The following is a 21,984-nucleotide window of genomic DNA, read 5'->3' on the forward strand; positions in this document are numbered from 1 at the left end:
ACCGGTGGTCACTTGGCCCCCTTCAGTGCGGCCATTTCCTTGGCCAGCCCGCTCACCTTGGCGCTCAGTTCCCCGATCTGTCTGGACAGGGCCGCCAAGCCGTCCTGCCGGCCCAGGCCGCCGTTCCCGTTGACCGGCAAGCTCCGTGCCCGGGCGAGCCCCGCCGGGACCCCGCTGATCTGGATCTCCACTCCCTGCCACGCCGCCAGCATGGCCGACTGCTCGGGGCTTCCGATGCCGAACAGTTCCCCGGCCTTCTGGAAGGTGGTGTCCGCGAAATCCTGGAAAGTGGCATCCCTGCTGGAGGCTTTGAGTGATTCGTACCAGATGTTCCCGGCGGCCTCCCATGCGAATCCGCCGATGCCCACGGCAGCCAGGAAGAACGCCTTGTTCGGAATGCCGGAGTTGTAGTGCACCCCGCCGAAGTCCCCTCTACGGGTGTCGGGCAGGTGCACGAATTTGCTCATACGGTCGGGCTGGGGGTCTTTTCCGAACTGCGGATTGTCGTATGCCTGCCCCGGCGCCTTCATCGACCGCAGGGCGTCACCGCCGATCCCCGGGGTCCACACGTCAGCCCCGATCAGCCAGTCCGCATCCTCGGCCTTCTGCTTCTGTGACCATTGCTTGACCAGCGACCCGAAGACGTCCGACATCGACTCGTTCAGGGCCCCGGACTGATTGTGGTACTCGAACTCCGAGGTGTTCTCGGTGACCCCGTGCGTCAACTCGTGAGCGATGACGTCCAGCGATCCCGTGAGGTTGCTGAACTCCTTGCCGTCCCCGTCGCCGAAGACCATCTGGCGTCCGTCCCAGAACGCGTTGTTGAATTGGACGTCGAAGTGGACGTATCCGTCCAGCCGCATCCCCCGGTCATCGATCGAATTGCGCTGGAACACCTCTTTGTAGAAATCGCGCGTCAGGCCGAGTCCGTCGAACGCCTGGTTGAGGGCCGGGTCCGCGGACTCCGGTCCGTCTTCAGGCCTGACCAGGACAGCGTTGGGGAGGGAAACCCCCTGCTCGCAGTCGAAGACGGTGCGCCGGCCGTTACCGGCGGTGGCGGCCGCACCGGCGAGGGACGCCCGGACCGCTCGCTCGCCCCGCAGGCGCGCAGTGGTCAGCAGAGTGTCCAAGGCGGCCTGGCGTACCTCACGGTCTTCGCTCTCCAGGAGCTTGTCGAGAATGTACGGGGGAATGATGCAGTGGACTGGGCGGGTCCTGCTCATGGGGCACCTCCTGGGCGAGAGGACCAACGGTTGACAATTCATCAGTTGACGCTTGGATGTTCTCAGACCCCTGCTCGAGTTCCCGGCCGTGGAAAGGGTCGAGGAAACAGCAGGGGCCCGCTGATCTGACAGCAGCGGGAGAAGCGTTCGGCGCCAAGCAGCCCGGATTCCAGGGGCGGGGCCACGCTGATATCACCAGTCTCCTGCCGTCCGCAGCGACGGGCAAACGCAACGAAAGTGCCCGGAGATCCACCCCGGACGGCCGCCGGACGCCAAGAAATGGGCGACGTGCAGCAATCTGTCTCGCTCGGGTGGCACGGGATCGGCTGGATGCCGGCCCGGATACCCGGTCTGCCGGCAGCCGGACAGGCCGGCACGAACCGGAAGGTCAAAAAGGCTAAGTCCTTTCCCACCGGGCTGGATGGGTGGGTGCTTAGGTTGAACTCGTGGTGTCGTAGGGGCTGACTGCGGTCGGGCAGCCGGATCACATCGACGGCTTGTCGTCCGCTGCGGTATCAACCGGAGGCATGCGGTATCCACGGGGGGCGGGCTGACCGCCTCGCGCCAGGAGTTTCACGAGGGGTTACGGCTACAGGCCGCGGAGCGTTTCGCTCGCGAGTGCGTTGGTCGGCAAGGACCTGCGGGTCAGCGTCCGGTTGGCGCAGCGGTGGCGGCGGACAGCTGCCCGCCCTGATCGCCGCGGTGTTGCCGGCGCCGGCGCGCGGGTGTCGCGGCGCCGGCCGCCCGCCGACGGGAACGCCTTTCTGGACCCGCGACCGGAGCCGGCCGGATTTCCGGTGTCCTCAGGTGGCGGAGCCTGCCGCCGAACCCGTCGCGAGGTCCGCGCCCCAGCGCGTGATCGCGGCCGGCAGGTCGAGCGGGCCGGGGCGCTGGTCGGAGTCTTCGGCGGGCCAGTCCTCGCGGGGGACGCGCCACATCACCTCGAACTCGTTGCCGTCCGGGTCCTTGGCGTAGAAGGACTTGGAGACCAGGTGGTCGCTCGCGCCGACCAGCGCACCGCGTTCGGTGAGCTTGTGTCCGAGTTCCGCCAGCTCGCCGAGGGTCCCGACCTCCCAGGCCAGGTGGTAGAGGCCGACCCGGCCCTGCTCGGGACCGGGCGCGTCGGCGCCGATCGCGAACAGCCCGAGGTCGTGGTCGTTGAGGCTGTCGGGGGCGCTCAGGAAGGCGGCGCGACCGGCGGTCAGGTGGTCGACCTGGAATCCGAAGACGTCGGTGTAGAACGCCACGGAGCGCTCGACGTCGCGGATCCAGAGCACGGCGTGGTTCAGGCGGCGGACGGACATGCGGCAGCGCTCCCGGTGGCTCGAATGGTCTGGCTCGATGTGGGTGACTCCAGCATAACGTTCAAATTCGAACTACCTACGGGTCGGGCCGCCGCGATGAGTGCCCCGACCTTCAGGTCCGGCTTCCGGGCCGGGCGCCGTATCGGCCGATCGCTATAGGACGGCTCGGCGGCCTGGTCCTCGGCCGCGTCCGGGTCCGGCCAGGGCGCCACCCCGATCCCGGCGGGGATCTCCCGGCTGGCCCAGGGCCCGGGCCACGACGTCGCGATCACCATCGACGACGGTCCGGTCCTGTGTCATCGGACCTTGATCATTGCCACAGGGCCCCATTGATCATTAGGTTTGTGCCATCGAAGTTTGAGTGGCACGGGGTGCCCGTGTGTCGGGGGTAGCGGTGGGGGAGCCGGCGGGTGCGTATCCGGATCCGGCCGTGGGGGCGTTCGGCCTTGGCTTCCTCGCAAGCGGCGTCCGGTGGCGACGCCCGCTCCGGTCCTGCTGCGAGGTCCGGTTCGAGCAGGTGGCTGCCGGCCGGTACCAGCGACGCGCGTGCCGCCGATGCCACAGGGCGTCAGAAAGTGAGTAGACAGATGCAACCGACGTTCGTACTGGTTCACGGAGCCTTTTCGAACTCCTTCTCGTTCGCGCCGCTCCAGGCCGAACTCGGTCTCCTGGGGCACCGTTCGGTCGCCGTCGACCTACCCGGTCATGGTTTCCAGGCGACCTACACGCGCGCCTACCAGGCGCCACAAGATCTCGAAGAGCTCACCACGGCACCCGGCTCGATCAAGGGCGTCACGCTCGCCGACAATGCAGGGCACCTGATCGGGATCCTCGAAAGGGCCAAGCAGAACGGGCCGGTGATCCTGGTCTCCCACAGCCGTGGCGGCGTCACGGCCACCGCCGCAGCCAACGCACGGCCGGACCTGATCGACCGCGTCGTCTACGTCTCGGCCTGGTGCCCCGTCGATCTCGACGTCAGTGACTACTACGCCGAGCCGGAGATGGCCACGGTCGACGCCGCTGCCCTGGGCCTGGCGCTGGCCGGGAACCCGGCCGAACTCGGCCTGCTCCGCGTCAACTTCCGCACCGCGAATCCGGACGCGCTCGCGGCCTTCAAGGCGGCCTTCCTCGCCGACGGCACCGACGAGGAGTTCCTGACGTTCCTGAACACCTTCCAGCCCGACGAGAACCTGGACGTCGGCACCTCCACCGACCGGGCACAGGCCGAGACCTGGGGTCGCATCCCGAAGACCTACGTCCGCCTGGCCGACGACACGAGCCTGCCGCTCGCCATACAGGACCGGCTGATCCGCGAGGGCGACGCGCTGACGCCGGACAACCCGTACGACGTCCGCACCCTTGCGGGCAGCCATCTGAAGTGGCTGGTCGACCCGGCACCAGCGGCCCGAGTCCTGGGTGAACTCGCAGCACTCGCGGTATAGCCCGGGGGCGTCGTACCCGGTGCGCGAGGACGACCCCGGTGCGCACTGCCGCGTGTGTCCTTGGCCATGGCCAAGGACACACGCGGTCAACGGAAACGCGCCGTGTCGGCGCACCCGACGTACGTCAGGCGGGCACACCGCGCACTGGTGCAACTGGCGATGCCTGTGCTCTACCTGAACAGACGGTCACCAGGGGTCGCCATGCGATGGGTGCCGCTGTGGCGGTTCACCCAGTCACGGATGAGGCTGATGGAGTTGGCGCACTGCCAGCTGTCGTCGTATTCGCGCACTCCGGTGAAGGCCCCGTAGCCCGCGATGATGCCGTCCACACGCCCGTCGCCCAGCAGCTTGTCGACGTACCACGGATCGTTGTAAGTCGTCGTCCAGGACAGTGTGGCCGCGAGCTGTCCGGAGTCACGGTCCCCGGCGCCCTTCTTCAGCTCCGCGCACGTGTAGTGAGTGGCTTCCGTGCAGTTGCCGAACCCCTTGGTGATGTCGCTGTCACCGTAGTCCATCACCCGGCGACCGGCCGGGAATCCGGAACCGGACCGGTTGAAGGCCCCCCGGACCTGGTCGCGGGTTCCGGTCGTCGTGATGCCCTCCAGGCTGCCGAGCCTGCCTTCCAGGCTCTTCCAGCCCCTGCCGCCGACGTCCGGGGTGCTGCCGCCGTGGTACTCGTAGAACCCGTAGAGCACCTGGATCCCGGCAGCCGTCAGCCGCTGTGCCTTGTCGCGCAGTCCGGCGACGCTGCACCCGCGGTTCTCCTGCTCTCCGCAGTAGTTCGGGTCCTTGATGTCCAGCCAGACCAGCGACAGCCGGCGTCCTGAGTTGGCGTGGGAAAGAATGCGGTCGATCATGCTGTCGAAGCTGGGACCCAGCCGGTTGTCACCGGCCGAGGAACAGTCGTGATAAGCCCGCCATTCGTTCGGGTTCCACCAGGCACAGACGTCTATCTCGATGCTGTTGGCGCCGTGCTTGAGCGCGGCGTCCACGCCGCCCAGGGTGTCGACGCGGTGCGCGATGGCGTAGATGGGGTGACGCTGATCGGCTGCTGCCGCCGGGGCCGTACCGAGCGCGGTGGTACCGATGATTCCGCACAGGGCCGCGATCAGCGCCAAGAGCATCCGTGGGCCGGCAGCACGCCTGAGGTAAGTGGTCAAGAACATACTCCGTCATGTCGGGTTTCCGAAGCGGACGATTGATCTCACCCATCACATGCTGACATGCGATAAATGCATGATGAATGAAATTTGGTTAGGGCCGGCCCTCGAGTGGCGAGAAACCGCTTCCGCTCCCTCCGCTATGTGACGGGAAAACGACCGGAGAAAGGGGAATGAAGATCCCGGTATGGTGGAATTGGCTCCCCATGACCAGGCGTCCGTCGAGGCGCTTCGGACCGTGGGCCACTGCTTTTCGGTCTCGTGGAAATCGCCGGGCACCCGATGCACGTCATCCGGGACACCTGACTCGTGAGTACTGCACACCCCATCGGTGACAGGCGTGACTGTCGTCGCATCCGCCGGGCGTGACACGGTCGGTTCTGCCGCCGACCGAGGGAGCAGGTGTGAACAAGGGGTACGCCGCCTTCTGCGACGCCGACCGCTGGTTCTACGACGCGCCGTACCGGCGCGCCGGTGAGAGTTACCCGGCCGCGCTCGCCCCCGTCCCGTCGGGGTGGCGCTCGCACCGCAGCGGCGACTGGCTCGCTCTGCGCCCCGTCGAGGCCGAACTGCCCGCGCAGGGCTGGAAGATCCACGTCTCGGCCACGCTCGACAACGCCGAATCGCTGCTGACGACGGTGTACGAGTACTGCACCGCCCGACGCATCGCCTTCAAGTTCATACCGAGCCGGTACCTTCTGCACCTGCGCAACGCCAAGTACGCCGACCGCGCGGCGAGCGGCAAGTTCATCACCGTGTACCCGGCCGACGAGCAGCAGTGCCGCCGGATCGCGGAGGACCTCGACGCCGCGCTGGCCGGGGCGGCCGGCCCGTACATCCTCAGCGATCTGCGCTGGGGCGCCGGCCCGGTCCACCTGCGCTACGGCAGTTTCACCCTGCGGCACTGCTACGACGAGCACGGTGAACTGGTCCCGGCGATCGAGACCCCCGACGGGCGGCTCGTACCGGACCCGCGCGGACCGGTGTTCCAGCCGCCCGAGTGGCTCGAGCTGCCCGCCTTCCTGGAGCCGCACCTTGCAGCGCGCTCCGCGATCACCCTGACCGGCATCCCCTTCACGGTGGAGCGGGCGCTGCACTTCTCCAACGGCGGCGGCGTCTACCTGGGCAAGGACAGCCGCACCGGCGAGAGCGTGGTCCTCAAGGAGGCCCGCCCGTACGCCGGGCTCGCCGCCGACGGCGCCGACGCCGTGACCCGGCTGCACCGTGAACAGGCCGCACTGGAACGGCTGTCGGGCCTGGACTGCGTGCCCGCGGTGCGTGGCACGTTCACGGTCGGCGACCACCACTTCCTGGTGCTGCAGCACCTCGCCGGCAAACCGCTCAACACCTACTTCGCCCGCCGCCACCCGCTGATCGAGGCGGACCCCGACCCGGCGGAGCTCGCTTCGTACACCGAGTGGGCCCTGACGATCCACCGCCGCGTCACCGAGGCCGTCGAAGCCGTGCACGCCCGCGGCGTGGTCTTCAACGACCTCCACCTTTTCAACATCATGGTGGCGGAGGACGAGAGCGGCGAACCGTCCGTTGCCCTGCTGGACTTCGAAGCCGCCGCGCACGTCGACGAGGGACTGCGGCAGACCGTGGCCAACCCCGCCTTCGTCGCCCCCGCCGAGCGGCGCGGGTTCTCCGTCGACCGCTACGCCCTCGCCTGTCTGCGGCTCGCCCTGTTCCTCCCCCTGACCAGCCTGCTCGTCCTGGACCGGGCCAAGGCCGCCCACCTGGCCGCCGTCGCCGCCGCTCAGTTCCCCGTACCACGTCAGTTCCTCGACGAGGCCGTCGAAGAGATCCTGTCCGGCGCCCCGCAGGGTGCACCGGGCGGCCGCCTGCCCGCACCGCCCGGCCCGTACCTGCCCGTCGAGCCCGGGGAATGGCCGGCCGCCCGCGCGTCGATGACCGCGGCGATACGCGCGAGCGCCACCCCGGACCGTGAAGACCGCTTCGTGCCGGGCGACATCGCCCAGTTCGCGACCGCCGGCGCAGGCGCAGGCTTCGGCTACGGGATCGCCGGAGTGCTCCACGCCCTCGCCGAGACCGGCGCCGGACCCTGGCCCGAAGCCGAGGAATGGCTGCTGGCGCGGACCGAGGAACCGGCGTCCGGCACTCCGCTCGGCTTCTACGACGGGCTCGCCGGCACGGCCTGGACCCTGAACCGGCTCGGACACCCGGGCCGCGCCCTCGCCCTCACCGAGCGGCTGCTGCACCAGCCCTGGCAGAGCGCGGGCCCCGACCTGCACGGCGGCCTCGCCGGAATCGGCCTGGCCCTGGACGCGCTCGGCACCGCGAGCGGCGAGAGCGAGCTGCACACCGCGGCCCTGCGCTGCGCCGAACTGCTCGCCAGCCCCGAGCAGCGGCCAGCCCGCGCCGGGCTGATGTACGGGAACACCGGCCCCGCCCTGCTCTTCCTGCGGCTGTACGAACGCACCGGCGACAAGGAACTGCTGCTCCAGGCCGCCCGGTCGCTCCACCGCGACCTCGACCGCTGCGTCACCAGCGCGTACGGCACCCTCCAGGTGAACGAGGGCTGGCGCACGATGCCGTACCTCGGCGAGGGCAGCGTCGGTATCGGCATGGTCCTCGACGACTGGCTGGAGCACGCTCCCGACGAGCGGTTCGAACAGGCCCGGCGCGAGGTCGTACGGGCGGCGCAGGCGACCTTCTACGCCCAGCCCGGGCTGCTGCGCGGCGCCGCCGGGATGATCCTCCACCTGGCCCGGACCACCACGCCGGGCCCGGGCACGGGGCCCGCGGACATCGCCCGCCAGATCGATGCGCTGGCCCGGCACGCCGTGCCGTACCAGGGCCATCTCGCCTTCCCCGGCGAGCAGATGATGCGCCTGTCCATGGACCTCGCCACGGGCACCGCCGGCGCTCTCCTCGCCCTCGGCAGCGCCGCGCCCGGCGGGCGCGCGCACCTGCCGTTCCTCCCGCCGCTGCGGCGTACCGCGGCAGCCCCAGAGCCGGTCCCGCCCGGGACCGTGACCCATCGCACCACTCGACAGAAGAGGAATCTGACATGACGCTTCTCGACCTGCAGTCGATGGAGACCCCCAAGGAAGAGGTCACCGAGGGCGCGCTGCACGGGGGCGGGGGCGGTGGCGGCAGCCGGGCCAGCCTGCTGCTCTGCGGCGACAGCAGCCTGAGCATCACGACCTGTAACTGACATAGGTCACCTCGGGCCCGGGCGGTTCGCCGCCCGGGCCCGCACCACATCACTGGAGGCATCCGCCGATGAGCCCCCCCGACGCGGCGGCCGACGGCACGGCGGCTGGCACGGCGCAGGCGGCAGCCGTGGCACGCACCACCGACCGGGCTCTCGTGGCAGCGGCCCGGCACAGCGCCTGGCGCACCGCCGCCGTCTTCGGATGCACGCTGAGCGCCGCCGCGGCGGCGCTCGCCGAACCGGCCGTCCTCGGCCACACCCTCGTCCTGCTGCTCCGCGGTGCCCCGTCGGGCCCAGCCTGGACACTGCTGTGCGCCGCGGTCATCGCGGCCGAAGTGGCGCTGGACGCGGCCGCCGCCCGGCTGACCGGCGAGGTCGACGGCCGCTCCACCGCGAGCCTGCGCAGGCTCGCGCTCGCCCGGCTGCTGCGGACGGCCCCGCACCACGGCGCCCGCCACGCACCCGGCGAAACCGCCGCGCGGCTGACCGCACACGCCACCGAGGCCGGGAAGGTCCCGGCCGCCGTCGCGCACGCCGTCGCCGCACTGCTGCCGCCGCTCGGCGCGGTGACCGCCCTCTTCCTCATCGACCTGTGGACGGCACTCGCCTTCCTCGTCGGCGTTCCGTTCCTGGTGCTCCTGCTGAGGGCCTTCGCCCGCGACACCCACACCAGCATCGCCCGCTACCAGCAGGTCCAGCTCGAGACCGCCGGCCGCCTGACCGAGGCGCTGGCCGGGGCGCGTACGATCGCCGCCGCCGGCACCGCGGAGCGCGAACGCGCGCGGATCCTGGCCCGGTTGCCCGAGCTGGGCACCGAGGGCAGGCGGATGTGGCAGGTCTACGGCGGCACCACGGCCCGGTCCGCGGCCCTCATGCCGATGCTCCTGTACGCGGTCCTGGCCGTCGGCGGCATCCGCCTGTCGGCCGGGGCCATCGGGGTCGGCGAATTCCTCGCCGCCGTACGGTACGCAGGCCTCGCGGCCGGCATCGGCGCGGTGACCGGCGGACTCGCGGCCGTGGTCCGCGGCCGGTCCGCGGCCCGGCGGACCGCCGCCCTCCTGGCCCTGCCCGTACTCGGCTACGGCCGGGCGGAACTGCCGGAAGGCGGCCCCGGCACCCTGGAACTGCAGGGCGTCCGGGTCGTGCGCGATGGTGCGACGGTCCTGCACGACATCAGCCTGGTGATCCCCGGAGGCGCCACGGTGGCCGTGGTGGGCCGCTCGGGCGCGGGCAAAACGCTGTTCGCCGCCGTGGCCGGCCGGCTCACCGACCCCGACGCGGGCCGGGTACTGCTGGACGGGGTGCCCCTGCGGGAGGTGACCGCCGCAGCACTGCGCCGCGAAGTCGGGTACGCCTTCGACCGGCCCGTGCTGCTCGGGGACACGGTCCGCGATGCGATCGCCTTCGGCGCGGGTCCGGACCCCGGCCCGGAAGCGGTGAGTGCCGCGGCCCGTGCTGCGGGCGCCGACCTGTTCGTACGGCGCCTGCCCCACGCGTACGGCACGCGCCTCGCCGACGCCCCGATGTCCGGCGGGGAGGTCCAACGCCTCGGGCTGGCCCGGGCGTTCTGCCACGCGGGCCGGCTCCTCGTACTGGACGACGCCACCTCCAGCCTCGACACCGTCACGGCCCGCGAGGTGGAGCGGGCCCTCGCCCGCGAGATCCGGCCCGGCACCCGGATCGTGGTCGCGCACCGCCTCTCGTCCGCCGTCCGCGCCGACCTCGTCGTATGGCTGGAGGACGGGCGGGTACGGGCGACCGGAACCCACGGTGAGCTGTGGCAACGCGACCCCGCCTACCGGGCGGTGTTCGCCGCCGACACGGAAAGGGACATGCAGAACGACACGGAGCGGGAGGCGGCGCGGTGACCGGGGGAGGGGCCCGGGGCCGGGTGGCCCCCGAAGGCCGACGGTTCCTGCGCGGGCACAGAAAGGCCGTCGGCCGGCTGGCCGCATGGTCGCTCCTGGAGTCCGCGCACACCTTCCTCGGCGGCTACGGCGTGGCCCGCGCCCTCGACGACGGCTTCCTCGCCGGCCGCACCGCCACCGGTCTCGGCTGGCTGGCCGCGGCCGGAGCCGGGGCGCTGCTCGGCGGGTTCGCGCTGCGCGGTGTGTTCGCCGGGCTCGCGGACCTCGTGGAGCCGCTGCGGGACGGCCTGGTCCGGCGGGCGGTGCGGCAGGCACTGGACCGGGCGGTCGCCGACCCGGCGGGCGCTGCCGACACGGGCGCCGTGTCCCGGCTGACCCAGCAGACCGAAATGGCCCGGGACTCCTTCGCGGGGCTGGTCCTTACGGCACGTTCGTTCGTGTTCACCGCCGTGGGCGCCTTCGCCGGCATGGCCGCCCTGGCGCCCGTGCTGCTGCTGGTCGTGCTGCCGCCCCTGCTGCTGGGCATGGCCGCCTTCCTGGCCACGCTGCGCCCCCTGGCCTCCGTACAGCGCAGGTCCCTGGACACCGACGAGGCGCTGGCCGACCGGGCGGGGAGGCTGGCCGAGGGCCTGCGCGACATAGTCGCCTGCGGGGGGCAGACCGCTGCGGAAGCCCGGGTGGAGCCCCTGATCGCCGCCCAGGAACGGCTGGCGCGCACCCTCGCGGGCTGGGCGGCCCTGCGCACCCTGGCCCTGGGCACGGCGGGCCGGCTGCCGGTGATCGCACTCCTCGCGGCGACGCCCTGGCTGCTGGGCCGCGGGATCACCGCCGGCACGCTGGCCGGCGGCCTCACGTACCTGGTACAGGCCCTGCTGCCCGCCCTCAACTCCCTGATGACCGCACTGGGTTCCGCCGGGACCCGGCTGCTCGTGGTCCTCGAACGCTTCAGCGGTCCGGTGCCGCCGGATCCGGTCGGCCACAGCCCCGTGAAGCCGAAACCGCAGCCGCAGCCGAAACCGCAGCCGCAGCCGCCCCGGCCGGCCCGCACGCCGACCGACGCCGCGGCCGAGCTCCGGGGTGTCACCTTCGCCTACGGCCCCGGCGCGGCTCCCGTACTCGACGACCTCGACCTGGTGGTGCGCCCGGGGGAGCACCTCGCGGTGGTCGGACCGAGCGGAATCGGCAAGTCCACGCTCACCGCCCTGCTCGCCGGAATGCTGTCACCCGACGCGGGATCGGTCCTCGTCGCCGGCGCGGCCGCCCGCCGGGTACCCGGGGCCGACGGACCGGATCCACGGCGGACCCTGCTGCCGCAGCAGGCCTACGTGTTCACCGGCACCGTACGGGAGAACCTGACCCACCTCGCCGCGGCCCCGGGCACCCCCGGGCCCGGCGACGCCCGAGTGCAGCGCGCCGTCCGCGCCCTCGGGCTGGACGAGCTGGTGGCACGGCTCGGCGGCCTGGACGCCGAGTTGTCCCCCCGGCTGCTGTCCCGGGGCGAGAGCCAGCAGCTCGCGCTCGCCGCCGCCTACCTCTCGCCCGCTCCGCTGCTGCTGCTCGACGAGGCCACCTGCCACCTGGACCCGGCTGCCGAGGAGCGTGCAGAACGGGCCCTGGCGGAGCGTCCCGGCACACTCGTCGTCGTGGCCCACCGCGTCTCGTCCGCGGCCCGCGCCGACCGGGTCCTCGTCCTCGACGGGACCCGCGCCGTCTGCGGCACACATGAAGAACTCCCCGCCAGGTCACCCCTGTACCGCGATCTGGTGGGGAGGTGGAACCAGGCCGCGGACGAGTGACACGGCCGTCGTGCCCGTCCGCGGCGCCGCCCGAGGATCAGACCCAGCCGGCCCGCCGGGATATCCGGATCGCGTCGATCAGATTGCGCGCCCCGGTCTTACGCGTCGCCGCGGCCATGTAGTTGCGTACCGTCCCGCTCGCCAGGTGCAGCGTGCAGGCGATCTCGGCGATCGAATCGCCCTCCGCGGCCCGGGTCAGCACGCTCAGCTCCCGCGGGCTCAGCGGCACGGGGTCGGCCTCCATGAACGCGGAAGCCAGCGAGGCGTCGATGAAGCGTTCCCCCGCGGCGACCTTCCGGACCGCCCGTACGAGCCGCCCCGGCGAGCCGCCCTTGTCGACGTAGCCGCGCGCCTCGGCGCGGAAGGCGCGGTGCAGCAGCCCGGGCGCGCCGGTCGACGCGAGCACCAGGACGGGGGACGGGGGCGCGAGGACCTGGTGGTCGGCGCGCCCGTCATCGGCGAGGACGGCCGTCGTCCCCGGACAGTCGAGGTCGACGACCGTCACATCTGGTTGTAACGACTCGGCCTGGCGTACCGCGGCCCGCCAGCCCGCCGACGTGACCTCGAAGGGCCCTTCGGATCTCAGGAGGGCGGCCAGTGCCGACCTGACCAGGCTGACGCTGTGGAGGACGAGGACCTTCGTCATGGTGTGCGCTCCTCTGTAGACGTACCAACGGCACCACGGGTGCCCCCATACGGGGCCGATGGAACGTCACTGCGGGGGGCGTGCAGGGGCGTACGGACAAGTTGGCCGAGATACCCACGGATTCCGCTTCCCTTCGGCGGGTAACCCCCTTGAGAGCCGGGAGGGCCGGACCGGTCCTGCCCGCCCGCCGTCCACGGCAGCCCGTCCCAGACCCGGGCGGGTCCTCTGTCGCGGCGGGGGCCCACGCGCCACACTGGAGACTCCGGGGCGGAACGCCCCATTACGAGGAGGTGGAGGCGTGGTGGCGGGGACCCCTGCAGAGCAGCCCGCTCCGATCGTGCGGCCCGAGGTGTGGGAGACGTACGGTCCGGCCGATCTCAGCGCCGTGCCGGTGTTCGCCGGAGGGTTCATCAACTTCGGCTACTGGCGGGCGATCGATCTCGAACAGCCGCTGTCCCAGGGTGACCGGATCCGCAGCGAGCAGGACCTCTACCGGCACGTACTCGACGCGGTCGGACCCGCGGGCGGTCGGGCCGTGGAGATCGGCTGCGGTCTCGGCCTCGGGTGTGCCCTCGCCCTGGAGGAATACGGGCCCACGGAGATGACCGGGGTGGACATCCACCCCCAGCAGCTCCGGCGGGCTCGCGAAGCGAACTCCCTCCTCCTCGAAGCCCGGCCGCCCCGGCTGCGCTTCGTGCTCGGGGCGGCGGAGAGCCTGCCGCTCGGCGACGCCGAGTTCGACTGCCTGTACAGCGTCGAGGCGGCCCAGCACTTCCCGGACCTGCCCGCGTTCGCCCGCGAGGCGGCGCGGGTCCTGCGCCCCGGCGGGCGGGTGGCGGTCGCCAGCTTCTTCAGCGTCGAGGGTGCGCCCGCGCCGGCGGAGCGGCTCGCGGGGCTGCTCGACTCGTTCGCCAGCGGCCTGGACATCGCCCGGCCCGTCTCCCGGCTCGACGAAGCCCTGGCGGACGCCGGTTTCGCCGACGTACGGATCACCTCGATCGGTTCGCAGGTCTGGCCCGGCTGGGACCGCTGGCTCGCGCGCCTCTGGGCGCCGGGCACCTGGCCCCGGAACTTCCTGGCCGCCTGGGAGCAGCAGATCCTGGACTACTACCTGGTCACCGCCACCCGCCCGTAGCCGGCCGGGCTTCGCCCGCCTCAACCCCCGATGATTCAGCCGCATCGATCACGGCGTCGGGGGTCAGGCGGTGCGGATGGCCGTGAGCAGGCGGGCGCAGCGGGTGCTCATGTCCTGGGCGGACTGCTCGGGGTGGGCGATCCACCATCCCATCAGGGCGCTGACGGTGCCCGTCCACACGTGCTTGAGGGCGTCGGCGTCGAGGGGGTCCTCGTTGCCGTGGCCGCTCAGCAGTGCCGCGGTGCCGGTCGCGGCGAGCCCGTCGATGGCCTCGCGGTGCCGCTGGGCGGCGAGGCGCAGTTCGGATCCCGGAGGCAAGGTCCTGTCGTAGAGGACGAACCAGGCGTGACGCCGGTCTTCGAGGGCCGTGAAGAGCCCGGTGAGGACGGCGTGGGGGAGCTGCTCCTCGGCAATGGCGTCCGGCCCGCCGGACATCGCCTCGTCGATCGCCGCGATGACGCGGTCGGCGATGTGTTCGAGGCAGGCGAGGTAGAGCCCGTCCTTCGAGTCGAAGTAGGCGTAGAGCATCGGCTTCGTCACGCACACCCGCCGGGCGATCGCGGCCATCGACGCGGACGCGTGTCCGTGCCGGCCGAACTCCTCCAGCGCGGCGGCGAGGATCTGCTCCTCGCGCTCGGCGCGCGGCACGCCCTTCGTCCCCGCCGGTCTGCCTCGGCGCCTGCCCGGGGGCGGCGAGGTGGTGGGTGGGGTGCCCGGTGTGGTGCCGGCGCTTGTGGAGTCCATAAGGCGAACTATACGGTGGAGTAAATTACCATGCGGTAAATTACCGAAGGGTTATATTGCCATGGCCGAGACCGTGCCCGCCGCCCCTCTCGCCTCGCCCCGACGCCGCCGCTCCTGGTGGGGCTGGGGCACCGATGACAAGGCCTTGCCCGACAGCGAGTGCGCCGCCCTCGGCGCGCTGGTCCCCGGTGCGGCCGCCACCCCGCTGCCGGTGCCCGACGTCCGCTGCGTCGATCTGCCGAAGGCCCGGGTCACCCCGCCGTCCTCACTCGCCCACTTCATGTCCGACACCCCGCCGGACCGGGCCTCCCACACCTACGGCAAGGCCTACCGCGACGTCGTACGGGCCCTGCGCGGCGAACTCGGGGCGGCTCCGGACCAGGTCGCCTTCCCCCGCTGCGAGCAGGACGTCGTGGACGTACTGGACTGGGCCGAGAGCGCGGACGTGGTCGTCGTGCCCTACGGAGCGGGCAGTTCGGTGGTCGGGGGAGTGGAATACCGCGGGGACCGGCGGCGCGGCGTGGTCTCACTCGACCTCGCCGCCCTCGACCGCGTACTCGACATCGACACCGCCAGCAGGGCGGCGCGGATCCAGGCGGGCGTGCTCGGGCCCGACCTCGAAGCCCAGCTGCGGCCGCACGGGCTGACCCTGCGCCACTTTCCGCAGAGCTTCGAGTTCTCCACCCTCGGCGGCTGGCTGGCGACCCGGGCGGGCGGCCACTACGCCACGCTCCTCACCCACATCGACGATCTGACCGAGTCCATGCGCGTGGTCACCCCGGTCGGCGTCAACGAATCGCTGCGGGTGCCCGGTCCGGGCGCGGGCCCGTCCCCCGACCGGCTGTTCCTGGGATCGGAGGGCACGCTCGGCGTGATCACCGTGGCATGGATGCGGCTGCAGGACCGGCCCCGCCACAAGGCGTCCGCCTCGGTCCTGTTCGACGACTTCAAGGCCGCGGCCGACGCGGTCCGCGCCATCGCGCAGTCTGGCCTGCACCCGGCCAACTGCCGGCTGCTCGATCCGGGCGAGGCCGCGCTCGCGGGCGTGGCCGGGGGCGGCGGCCGGAGCGTACTCGTCCTCGGGGTGGAGTCCGCGCACTTCCCCGTCGCCGACCGGCTCGCCGAACTGGTCACCCTGGCGCAGGACCACGGCGGTTCGCCGGCCGGGACCCCACCCGCGGCCGGTGGCCCCACCGGTGGCCCCACCGATGACTCTGCGGCCGGCGCGTGGCGCTCCGCGTTCCTGCGCATGCCCTACCTGCGCGACGGACTCGCGCGGATGAGCGTGATCAGCGAGACCTTCGAAACGGCCTGCACCTGGGACCGTGCCGACGCCCTGTACGAGGCCGTGCACCGGGACCTGGGCGCCGTCGTACGCAAGGTCACCGGCGCCGAGGGGATGATCAACTGCCGTTTCACCCACGTCTACCCCGACGGCCCCGCCCCCTACTTCACCGTCATCGCCCCGACGAGGCGCGGCTCGGAAGTCGCGATGTGGGACGAGATCAAGTCCGCCGCGATGGACATGCTCGGCGCGCACGGGGCGACCGTCACCCACCACCACGCCGTCGGCCGCGACCACCGTCCCGGATACGACCGGCAGCGCCCGGAGCCGTTCGCCCGGGCGCTGCGGGCCGCGAAAAACGCGCTCGACCCGGCAGGAATCCTCAACCCCGGAGTGCTCTTCGACGGGGAGCAGAGCTGAGCGGACCGCGCACCCGCGCCGGCGCCGTCTCGTTGCAGGCCGCGATTCAAGCGCCGGACGTTCGCTGCTCCTTGTAGCGGCTAACGAGACGTGTGCGGGGTTGGGCGAGCGCGCGGTCAGAACCAGTGCAGGCAGTGCGGGGAGCGCTCGGCGCGGAAGAGGGCGTCAGCGAGGACGACCGCGCCCGGGCGGTGGGCCCGGATGTGTCCGGCACGTACGAGCGTGCTCGGGGCGGTGCCGCCGAGGTAGACCGAGCCCAGGTCGCTCACGTCCAGGGACAGGTCTGGCTCCCGCTCCGTCGGGACGCAGTCGGCCTTGCCGTCCCGGACGGTCAGCAGGTAGCGGCCGTGCTCGCCGAGGAACGGGTCGTCCACGTCGAGGACGAGCTCGCCGTCCACGAACCAGGCGCGCGCGGTCAGAGCACGCGGGACGTTCAGCAGCCGCACCCAGAGCCAGTCGGTGTCGCCGCTCACTTGGCCGGCGCGGAAGTCCGCAAGCTGCCAGCGCAGCGGGTGGTCGGGCGGGCAGTGCTTGAACACGACCTGAGAGACCAGGTCGTGTCCGAGTACGAACCGGGCCAGTGTCGTGAAGACGGCGTCGTCGGTTGCGATGGTCTCGTCGACCGTCAAGGTCTTGTGCTCGTCGATCGAGTAGCTGGCGTACCCGTCCGGGACGCCGTCGGCGTCCCGGTGAACGGCGACGTAGCGCGGCGCCGGTGAGATCGGGGGCTGCCCCGCGCGCAGGGCCCACCAGCGCTGCGGCCGGGACAGCGCGCCGGGCTGTGCGCGGCGGTACCGGTCGTAGACCTCTTCCAGCATGGCGCCGCACTCGGCACGACGCACCACCTCGACAAAGCCGGTGTCCGGGCCGGTCGCTGGGGCGTCGGCCGTGCCGCGCGCCCGGGGGAGGGCGAGGGCGGCCTGGTGGCGCGATACCGTCAGCCGCGCTGTGTAGGTCGCCGGTCCGTAGCCGAACCTGCGGTAGATCAGGGCCTCGGAGGCCAGCAGTACGGAGAGGAACTCCCCGCGAGCCCGCAGCTCCCTGAGCTGATGCCGCATCATCGCGCTGAGTACGCCCTGGCGTCGGTGCGAGGGCAGGACGCCGACGGCGGTCACCCCGGAGGCCGGGACGAGGGTCTCACCGGGCAGGGTGAGCTCGAAGGAGTACGCACCGGCGGTGCCGACGGGCCGCCCGTCCGCCGTCAGGGCGAGCAGGTTGCGGTCCATTTCGAGCGCAGACCACCAGAGCCCGCCGCCCTCGGTCGGGGCCTCAGGGAAGAGCCCGAACGCGGCATGGAGCGTGTCGACGAAGACGTCAAGGTCCTCGTCAGTCGTGGGTCGTATCTCCATTGCGGCCGCTGCCTCCTCGAATACCGGCACCACGACGCGTGGTGTCCGGCCACAGTGCAGCGTTGACTCGTGCCCAGGGCAAGCGAATTACCGTTGTGGAACTCGGCCGCGCCTCGGACGTGGCGTCGCGCCCGCCCTCGTCGCCGTCTGGCGAGGCGGGCCACTCGCGCTGCTGGGTGGCGAACCAGCGTCCGATGCCGTGCCGAGTGACGCCCGGGACGACGTCCTTGACCGTACTCCGCGTACGCCCCCTATACCTCCGCGATCAGTCCTGGTTGGCGCTGGACAGAGCTTCGGCGATCATGCGGGTGGCGAAGTCGTGGTCGTCGGTGAGCCGGTTGATGTGCTCCGCGAGCAGCAGGGCCGTGGCTTCCAGGGCATTCATCTCTTCCCCGGTCCAGTCTCCGTACTGCTTGCGCCACAGGTTGGGGCTCAGGCCGGTGCCGGCCGCGACAATCAGGCCGGCCATGGTGGGGATGACTTCGGGGCGGATGCTCTTGGGCATCATGCGCATCGAGGCCACGAAGCTGGGCACCACGTATTCGATGACGTCCCTGTCGTGGTCCTCGTAGGCCATCCGCAGCCACTGGATGAACATGTAGATGATCGTGCACGTGCCGTCCACCAGGTCATCGGCTTCCTCGGGGCCCAGCGAGGCGGCGAATTGGTCCATCAACTGCTGCTGTTCGGGGCCGGTCCCGGCCTTGCCGTCGTAGACGGTTTTGAGCCGAGAGTCGATCAGCATGAGTGCTGCACCCACATTGCCGGCGGGAGCGTACTGGGCGTCGCAGGGCGATGGCACGGGATTCCTCCTCGGGTGACCGTGGGGCAACACAGCGTGTCCGTACAGTAGCCCGCTGGTGAGAGGAGGGTCTGCCGAATCCCGATGGGAGCCTTCTCGGCGGCATGCAATCGACCAAGGATGCACAAGAAGCCGCCCGTCGGCGCCGCGCACTTGGCAGGCAATGGCCACGGTGGGACCGGGCGGCCAGGCCGTACCTGTCCGCTGAGGTACGCGCCGGGCTCGTTGCGTCACTACGGCGGCGCGGCGGATGCCGATTCACGTGAACGTGACGTGCATCCCGCCCTCGGTCAGGACTTCGAGCACTGTGCCGTGCAGGTCGTAGGGTTCGCCCTGCGGTGTCAGGACATGGGACAGGTGCTTGCGCGCGGTTCCGGCGTTCCGCCAGAGCAGGGTTGCGGGGCGGTGTAGCCGAAGTTTCCGCGCAGACAGTCCACGAGGGCGTCCAGGCAGCCGCCGAAGTAGCCGCCCGGCCCGTTGACGGCCTCGCCGAGTGCCAGGAAGAGGCTCGGTGTGTCGGTGATGTGCCGGCCGTCCAGCTCGTACACACCTTCGGCCGGTCGCTTCTGGTGCCTCAGCCGACAGCCCCGCTCGCGGACGAGTTCGAGCCAGGCCCCGCGCCGCCGGGTATCCAGGCCGACCCAGGAGCCAGGGGTGTCCGGCGGGCCGACGAGCCAGCGGTCCCACACGGGACGGGCGTATCCCGGTACGGGTCGGTCGAGCTCTCCCTCGAGTTCCAGATCGATCAGATCCGGCCCGTGAGAGGACGGGCTCCACGTGCGGATCGTGGGCCGCAGCAGCCGGTCGGTGAGCGGGGCACCGTCGTCGTCCCGTACCTCCAGCCCTGTCTCGCCCAGGTCCAGCGTGCGCCGGGTGCCCGTCGCCAGTGCCCGCCGTAGCCGGGCGCTCGGGGCGAGGCCCCGCAGGACGAGCGGGGGTTCAGCCTGCTCCTCTGGCGGAACGCGGGCGAACTCCTGGCAGGAGCCCAGCCACCGGTACCCGTCGTGCAGTCGGACCGGAGCCCGGTGTCCCTCGGGCGGGCCCTCGTAGTCGCTGATCCCGCGCGTGTTGGGCACCGGCGCCGGATGCGACTTGCCGCGTGCATCTTGCCTATGCTGCCGCCATGGGTCTGGATCTCACACTGTTCATGGCCGACTGGGAGCAGTTGGGCGCCATCCCCGTCGAGAACCGGATCGAAGCGTTGGGCGACATGGCCTGGCCATGGGAGCTCGACGACGCGTGCCACCTCAGGTACGGCCGGGCCCGCGGCTGGCTTTGGCCCCCGGACCCGGGATCGGCATGGTGCGCCGAGTACGACTTCTTCACGACGACTGGCTCCTACCGCCCCCACGCTTGTGCGGGCGCCGCATGGGCTGACATACGCCTGCTCGTCGACTTGTCTGTGCGTGAGGCGATGGACGCCTTTCTCGAGGGTCTGATCTGGGATGTGGATCCGGCCGAAGATCGCGGGTTGACCGGGGGCGGGGGGTTCTTCCCACCCGCAGCCGACCGCCGGCACCCCCGGGTCCTTCTGGTGTGCCCACCAGAGGCGGCGTCCCACAAGGCCCATGCCTGGAAGCAGGTGCAGCCGCGCCTTGAGGAGTTGCGCGGCCCGTTCGCCGCCGAGTGCGAGAGCTGGGCAGGCCGCCCGGACACCTTTGAGGACTTCACCGCACTTCTGCGTGAATGGGGCGATGTGACAACAGAGACCGCCCGCCGAGGCTGGGGCCTGGTGGGTCTGCCCTAGCCGTCATCAGCGAGGGGCACGTGCCCACCTTGGCGAGCAATGCTCAGAACCTGACTGACGGCTCCGCTGACAACGGCTCCCTGATCGACGAGATCGTGCGAGAGGAGCGCGGTAGATGCTGGCCGCCGCGCTGGAGGCCGAGGTCAGCGCCTACCCGGCGCAGCTTGCGAACGTGTGTGATGAGGCTGGTCGTCGTCTGGTGGTGCCTAACGGCTTCCATGCCGAGCGGACGATCGCCACCGCGGCCGGGCCGGTAGCCGTCAAGGCGCCGCGGGTGAACGACAAGCGGGTCGATCCGGAGAACCGGGAGCGCAAGCGGTTCTCCTCGGCGATCCTGCCGCCTGGGCCCGCAAGACTCCGAAGATCTCCCTGGGCCTGTCCACCGGCGACTTTGCGCCCGCGCTAGAGCAGTTCCTCGGCAGCACGGCTGGGCCGTCGCCGGCCACGGTGTCGCGGCTGACCGCCCAATGGATCGAGGACCACAAGGCGTTCCAGAAGCGGGACCTGTCCGGGACCTGCTGCGCGACTGCGAACGGAGCGGGATGCGCGCCCCGCATCTCGCCGTGGGCGATGGCGCGCTGGGTTTCTGGAAGGCGTGCGCGACGTCTTCGCCGACGCCCGCGAACAAGGGTGCTGGGTGCGGAAAGCCGCGAACGTGCTGGACGCGCTCCCGAAGTCGGCGCAGCCCGCGGCGAAGAATGTGATCGCAGACATCTTCAACGCCGAGGACACAGACCAGGCTGCCAAGGCTGCCATCAAGACGTTCTACGACAACCCCGCCGAGCACTGGATCCACCTGCGGCCACCAACTCGATCGAGTCCACCTTCGCCACCGACCGGCTGCGCACCAAAGTCACCCGCGGCGCCGGATCCCGCTCGGTTGCCTTGGCCATGACGTTCAAGGTCATCGAGTCCGCCCAGGAGCGCCGGCGCGCCGTCAACGCCCCGCACCTGGTCGCGCTCGTGCGCGCCCGAGCCCGATTCGAGCGCGGGATCCTGATCGAGCGTTCTGAGATGATCGTGTCATGAGATCGAACGCCGACAGGCCGGCCCCCCTTGGCGCAGTCGAAGTCGATATTCCCGCCCCGGGCGGCGGCTGGCTCCGGGCCGAACGCCGCGGCACCGGCAGCCCCGTCGTCCTGCTGCATGGCGCGGGCATGGATGCCCGGCTGTGGGATGCGGTTGTTCCGGAGCTGGCCCGCAACCACGACGTCGTCCGCTACGACGCCCGCGGTCTGGGGCGCTCCAGCCTGCCGGACCAGCCCTTCGACGATGTCGAGGACCTGCGCGCCGTGCTGGACCACTTCGGCCTGGATCACGCCGCGCTGGTCGGACTGAGCATGGGCGGGGAGACGGCGCTGGACTTCGCGCTCGCCCACCCCGGGCGGGTCAGCGCGCTGGCCCTGGTCGGTGCGTCGGTCAGCGGACACGTCTGGCCGCAGGACCCGCAGTCCTCGGCCTACGCCACTGCCCGCCGACAGCGGGACGCGGCGGCCCTGGCCGCGCTGGAACTGTCGATCTGGGCTTCGCTGGGCCGCACGGCCGCCGGCGGAGAGCTGATCGAGGCGATGGTGGCGGACAACGCCGAACGCCGAATCACCAGCGAACCGTTCTTCGCACACTTCCCGGACCGCAACGCCGAATCGCGACTGTGTGATATCGCCGCGCCGGTCCTGGTCATCCACGGTGACCAGGACCACCCCGAGATCGCAGCGATCGCCGACCGGCTCGTCGCCGACATACCCGACGCCCACGGCGTGGTCGTCCCGGACGCCGACCACTACCTGCCACTCCGCAGTCCCGAACGGCTCGTCGAACAGTTGCTTTCGCATCTGGCCTGACCAAACGCCTGCAATCGATTTGGCGAGTTGGGCGGATGGAG

At 71.4% G+C, this 21,984-nt stretch carries 16 protein-coding genes and 2 pseudogenes; 10 read left to right on the plus strand and 8 right to left on the minus strand.

Features of this window, described 5'->3' with window-relative positions:
- Positions 1-8: 8 nt before the first annotated feature.
- On the minus strand, positions 9-1,223 hold the full coding sequence (locus AB0M76_RS37945) for a M4 family metallopeptidase (RefSeq protein WP_365957290.1): 1,215 nt from the start codon (positions 1,221-1,223) through the stop codon (positions 9-11).
- 803 nt (positions 1,224-2,026) lie between these two features.
- A complete protein-coding gene (locus AB0M76_RS37950) occupies positions 2,027-2,527 on the minus strand; it encodes a VOC family protein (protein ID WP_365957291.1) in 501 nt (166 codons plus the stop codon).
- Positions 2,528-3,102: 575 nt separating this feature from the next.
- On the opposite strand from AB0M76_RS37950, the gene AB0M76_RS37955 reads away from it, so the two are divergent.
- A complete protein-coding gene (locus AB0M76_RS37955; RefSeq protein WP_365957292.1) occupies positions 3,103-3,969 on the plus strand; it encodes an alpha/beta fold hydrolase in 867 nt (288 codons plus the stop codon).
- Between the two features lie 170 nt (positions 3,970-4,139).
- Here AB0M76_RS37955 and AB0M76_RS37960 read toward each other — a convergent pair whose 3' ends face one another.
- On the minus strand, positions 4,140-5,129 hold the full coding sequence (locus tag AB0M76_RS37960; protein WP_365957293.1) for a glycerophosphodiester phosphodiesterase family protein: 990 nt from the start codon (positions 5,127-5,129) through the stop codon (positions 4,140-4,142).
- 404 nt (positions 5,130-5,533) lie between these two features.
- Between AB0M76_RS37960 and lanKC the strand changes: the two genes are divergently transcribed.
- From lanKC to AB0M76_RS37980, 4 genes are all read left to right on the plus strand, one after another.
- On the plus strand, positions 5,534-8,167 hold the full coding sequence (gene lanKC / locus AB0M76_RS37965; protein ID WP_365957294.1) for a class III lanthionine synthetase LanKC: 2,634 nt from the start codon (positions 5,534-5,536) through the stop codon (positions 8,165-8,167).
- Positions 8,164-8,310, plus strand: a complete 147-nt coding sequence (locus AB0M76_RS37970; protein ID WP_266659907.1) for a SapB/AmfS family lanthipeptide — start codon at positions 8,164-8,166, stop codon at positions 8,308-8,310. Before lanKC ends, AB0M76_RS37970 begins: the two co-directional genes overlap by 4 nt.
- Before the next feature lie 68 nt (positions 8,311-8,378).
- A complete protein-coding gene (locus AB0M76_RS37975; protein ID WP_365957295.1) occupies positions 8,379-10,178 on the plus strand; it encodes an ABC transporter ATP-binding protein in 1,800 nt (599 codons plus the stop codon).
- Complete coding sequence (locus AB0M76_RS37980) at positions 10,175-11,974, plus strand: ABC transporter ATP-binding protein (RefSeq protein WP_365957296.1); 1,800 nt, start codon at positions 10,175-10,177, stop codon at positions 11,972-11,974. Before AB0M76_RS37975 ends, AB0M76_RS37980 begins: the two co-directional genes overlap by 4 nt.
- Positions 11,975-12,011: 37 nt before the next feature.
- Here AB0M76_RS37980 and AB0M76_RS37985 read toward each other — a convergent pair whose 3' ends face one another.
- Positions 12,012-12,620: a response regulator transcription factor gene (locus AB0M76_RS37985; protein WP_365957297.1), complete on the minus strand. Its 609-nt coding sequence runs from the start codon at positions 12,618-12,620 to the stop codon at positions 12,012-12,014.
- A 301-nt stretch (positions 12,621-12,921) separates the two neighbouring features.
- Here AB0M76_RS37985 and AB0M76_RS37990 point away from each other — a divergent pair, with 301 nt between their 5' ends.
- Positions 12,922-13,755, plus strand: a complete 834-nt coding sequence (locus tag AB0M76_RS37990) for a class I SAM-dependent methyltransferase (RefSeq protein WP_365957298.1) — start codon at positions 12,922-12,924, stop codon at positions 13,753-13,755.
- A gap of 63 nt (positions 13,756-13,818) precedes the next feature.
- Here AB0M76_RS37990 and AB0M76_RS37995 read toward each other — a convergent pair whose 3' ends face one another.
- Entirely contained in the window at positions 13,819-14,499 is a 681-nt protein-coding gene (locus AB0M76_RS37995; protein ID WP_365957299.1) for a TetR/AcrR family transcriptional regulator, read from the minus strand.
- Positions 14,500-14,560: 61 nt separating this feature from the next.
- Between AB0M76_RS37995 and AB0M76_RS38000 the strand changes: the two genes are divergently transcribed.
- Positions 14,561-16,204 (plus strand): FAD-binding oxidoreductase, encoded by a 1,644-nt coding sequence (locus AB0M76_RS38000; RefSeq protein ID WP_365957300.1) that lies wholly within the window; start codon positions 14,561-14,563, stop codon positions 16,202-16,204.
- A gap of 116 nt (positions 16,205-16,320) precedes the next feature.
- Here the strand turns inward: AB0M76_RS38000 and AB0M76_RS38005 are convergent, their stop codons facing one another.
- From AB0M76_RS38005 to AB0M76_RS38015, 3 genes and pseudogenes are all read right to left on the minus strand, one after another.
- Positions 16,321-17,553, minus strand: a complete 1,233-nt coding sequence (locus AB0M76_RS38005; RefSeq protein WP_365957301.1) for a GNAT family N-acetyltransferase — start codon at positions 17,551-17,553, stop codon at positions 16,321-16,323.
- Positions 17,554-17,818: 265 nt separating this feature from the next.
- The gene (locus AB0M76_RS38010) at positions 17,819-18,355 is read right to left on the minus strand and encodes a hypothetical protein (protein WP_365957302.1); all 537 of its coding nucleotides are present in this window, start codon (positions 18,353-18,355) and stop codon (positions 17,819-17,821) included.
- A gap of 258 nt (positions 18,356-18,613) precedes the next feature.
- Positions 18,614-19,416: pseudogene (locus AB0M76_RS38015) on the minus strand (barstar family protein); the annotation flags it as partial.
- A 62-nt stretch (positions 19,417-19,478) separates the two neighbouring features.
- Here AB0M76_RS38015 and AB0M76_RS38020 point away from each other — a divergent pair.
- The 3 genes and pseudogenes from AB0M76_RS38020 (at position 19,479) to AB0M76_RS38030 (ending at position 21,943) form a co-directional block, all read left to right on the plus strand.
- On the plus strand, positions 19,479-20,102 hold the full coding sequence (locus tag AB0M76_RS38020; protein ID WP_365957303.1) for a hypothetical protein: 624 nt from the start codon (positions 19,479-19,481) through the stop codon (positions 20,100-20,102).
- A gap of 20 nt (positions 20,103-20,122) precedes the next feature.
- Positions 20,123-21,131: pseudogene (locus AB0M76_RS38025) on the plus strand (transposase).
- Positions 21,128-21,943, plus strand: coding sequence for an alpha/beta hydrolase (locus tag AB0M76_RS38030; protein ID WP_365957304.1), 816 nt, complete (start codon positions 21,128-21,130; stop codon positions 21,941-21,943). The pseudogene AB0M76_RS38025 and the gene AB0M76_RS38030 overlap by 4 nt, the downstream one beginning before the upstream one ends.
- The last annotated feature ends 41 nt before the right edge of the window (positions 21,944-21,984 follow it).

This window comes from Streptomyces sp. NPDC051364, assembly GCF_040682115.1.
Taxonomy (GTDB): domain Bacteria; phylum Actinomycetota; class Actinomycetes; order Streptomycetales; family Streptomycetaceae; genus Streptomyces.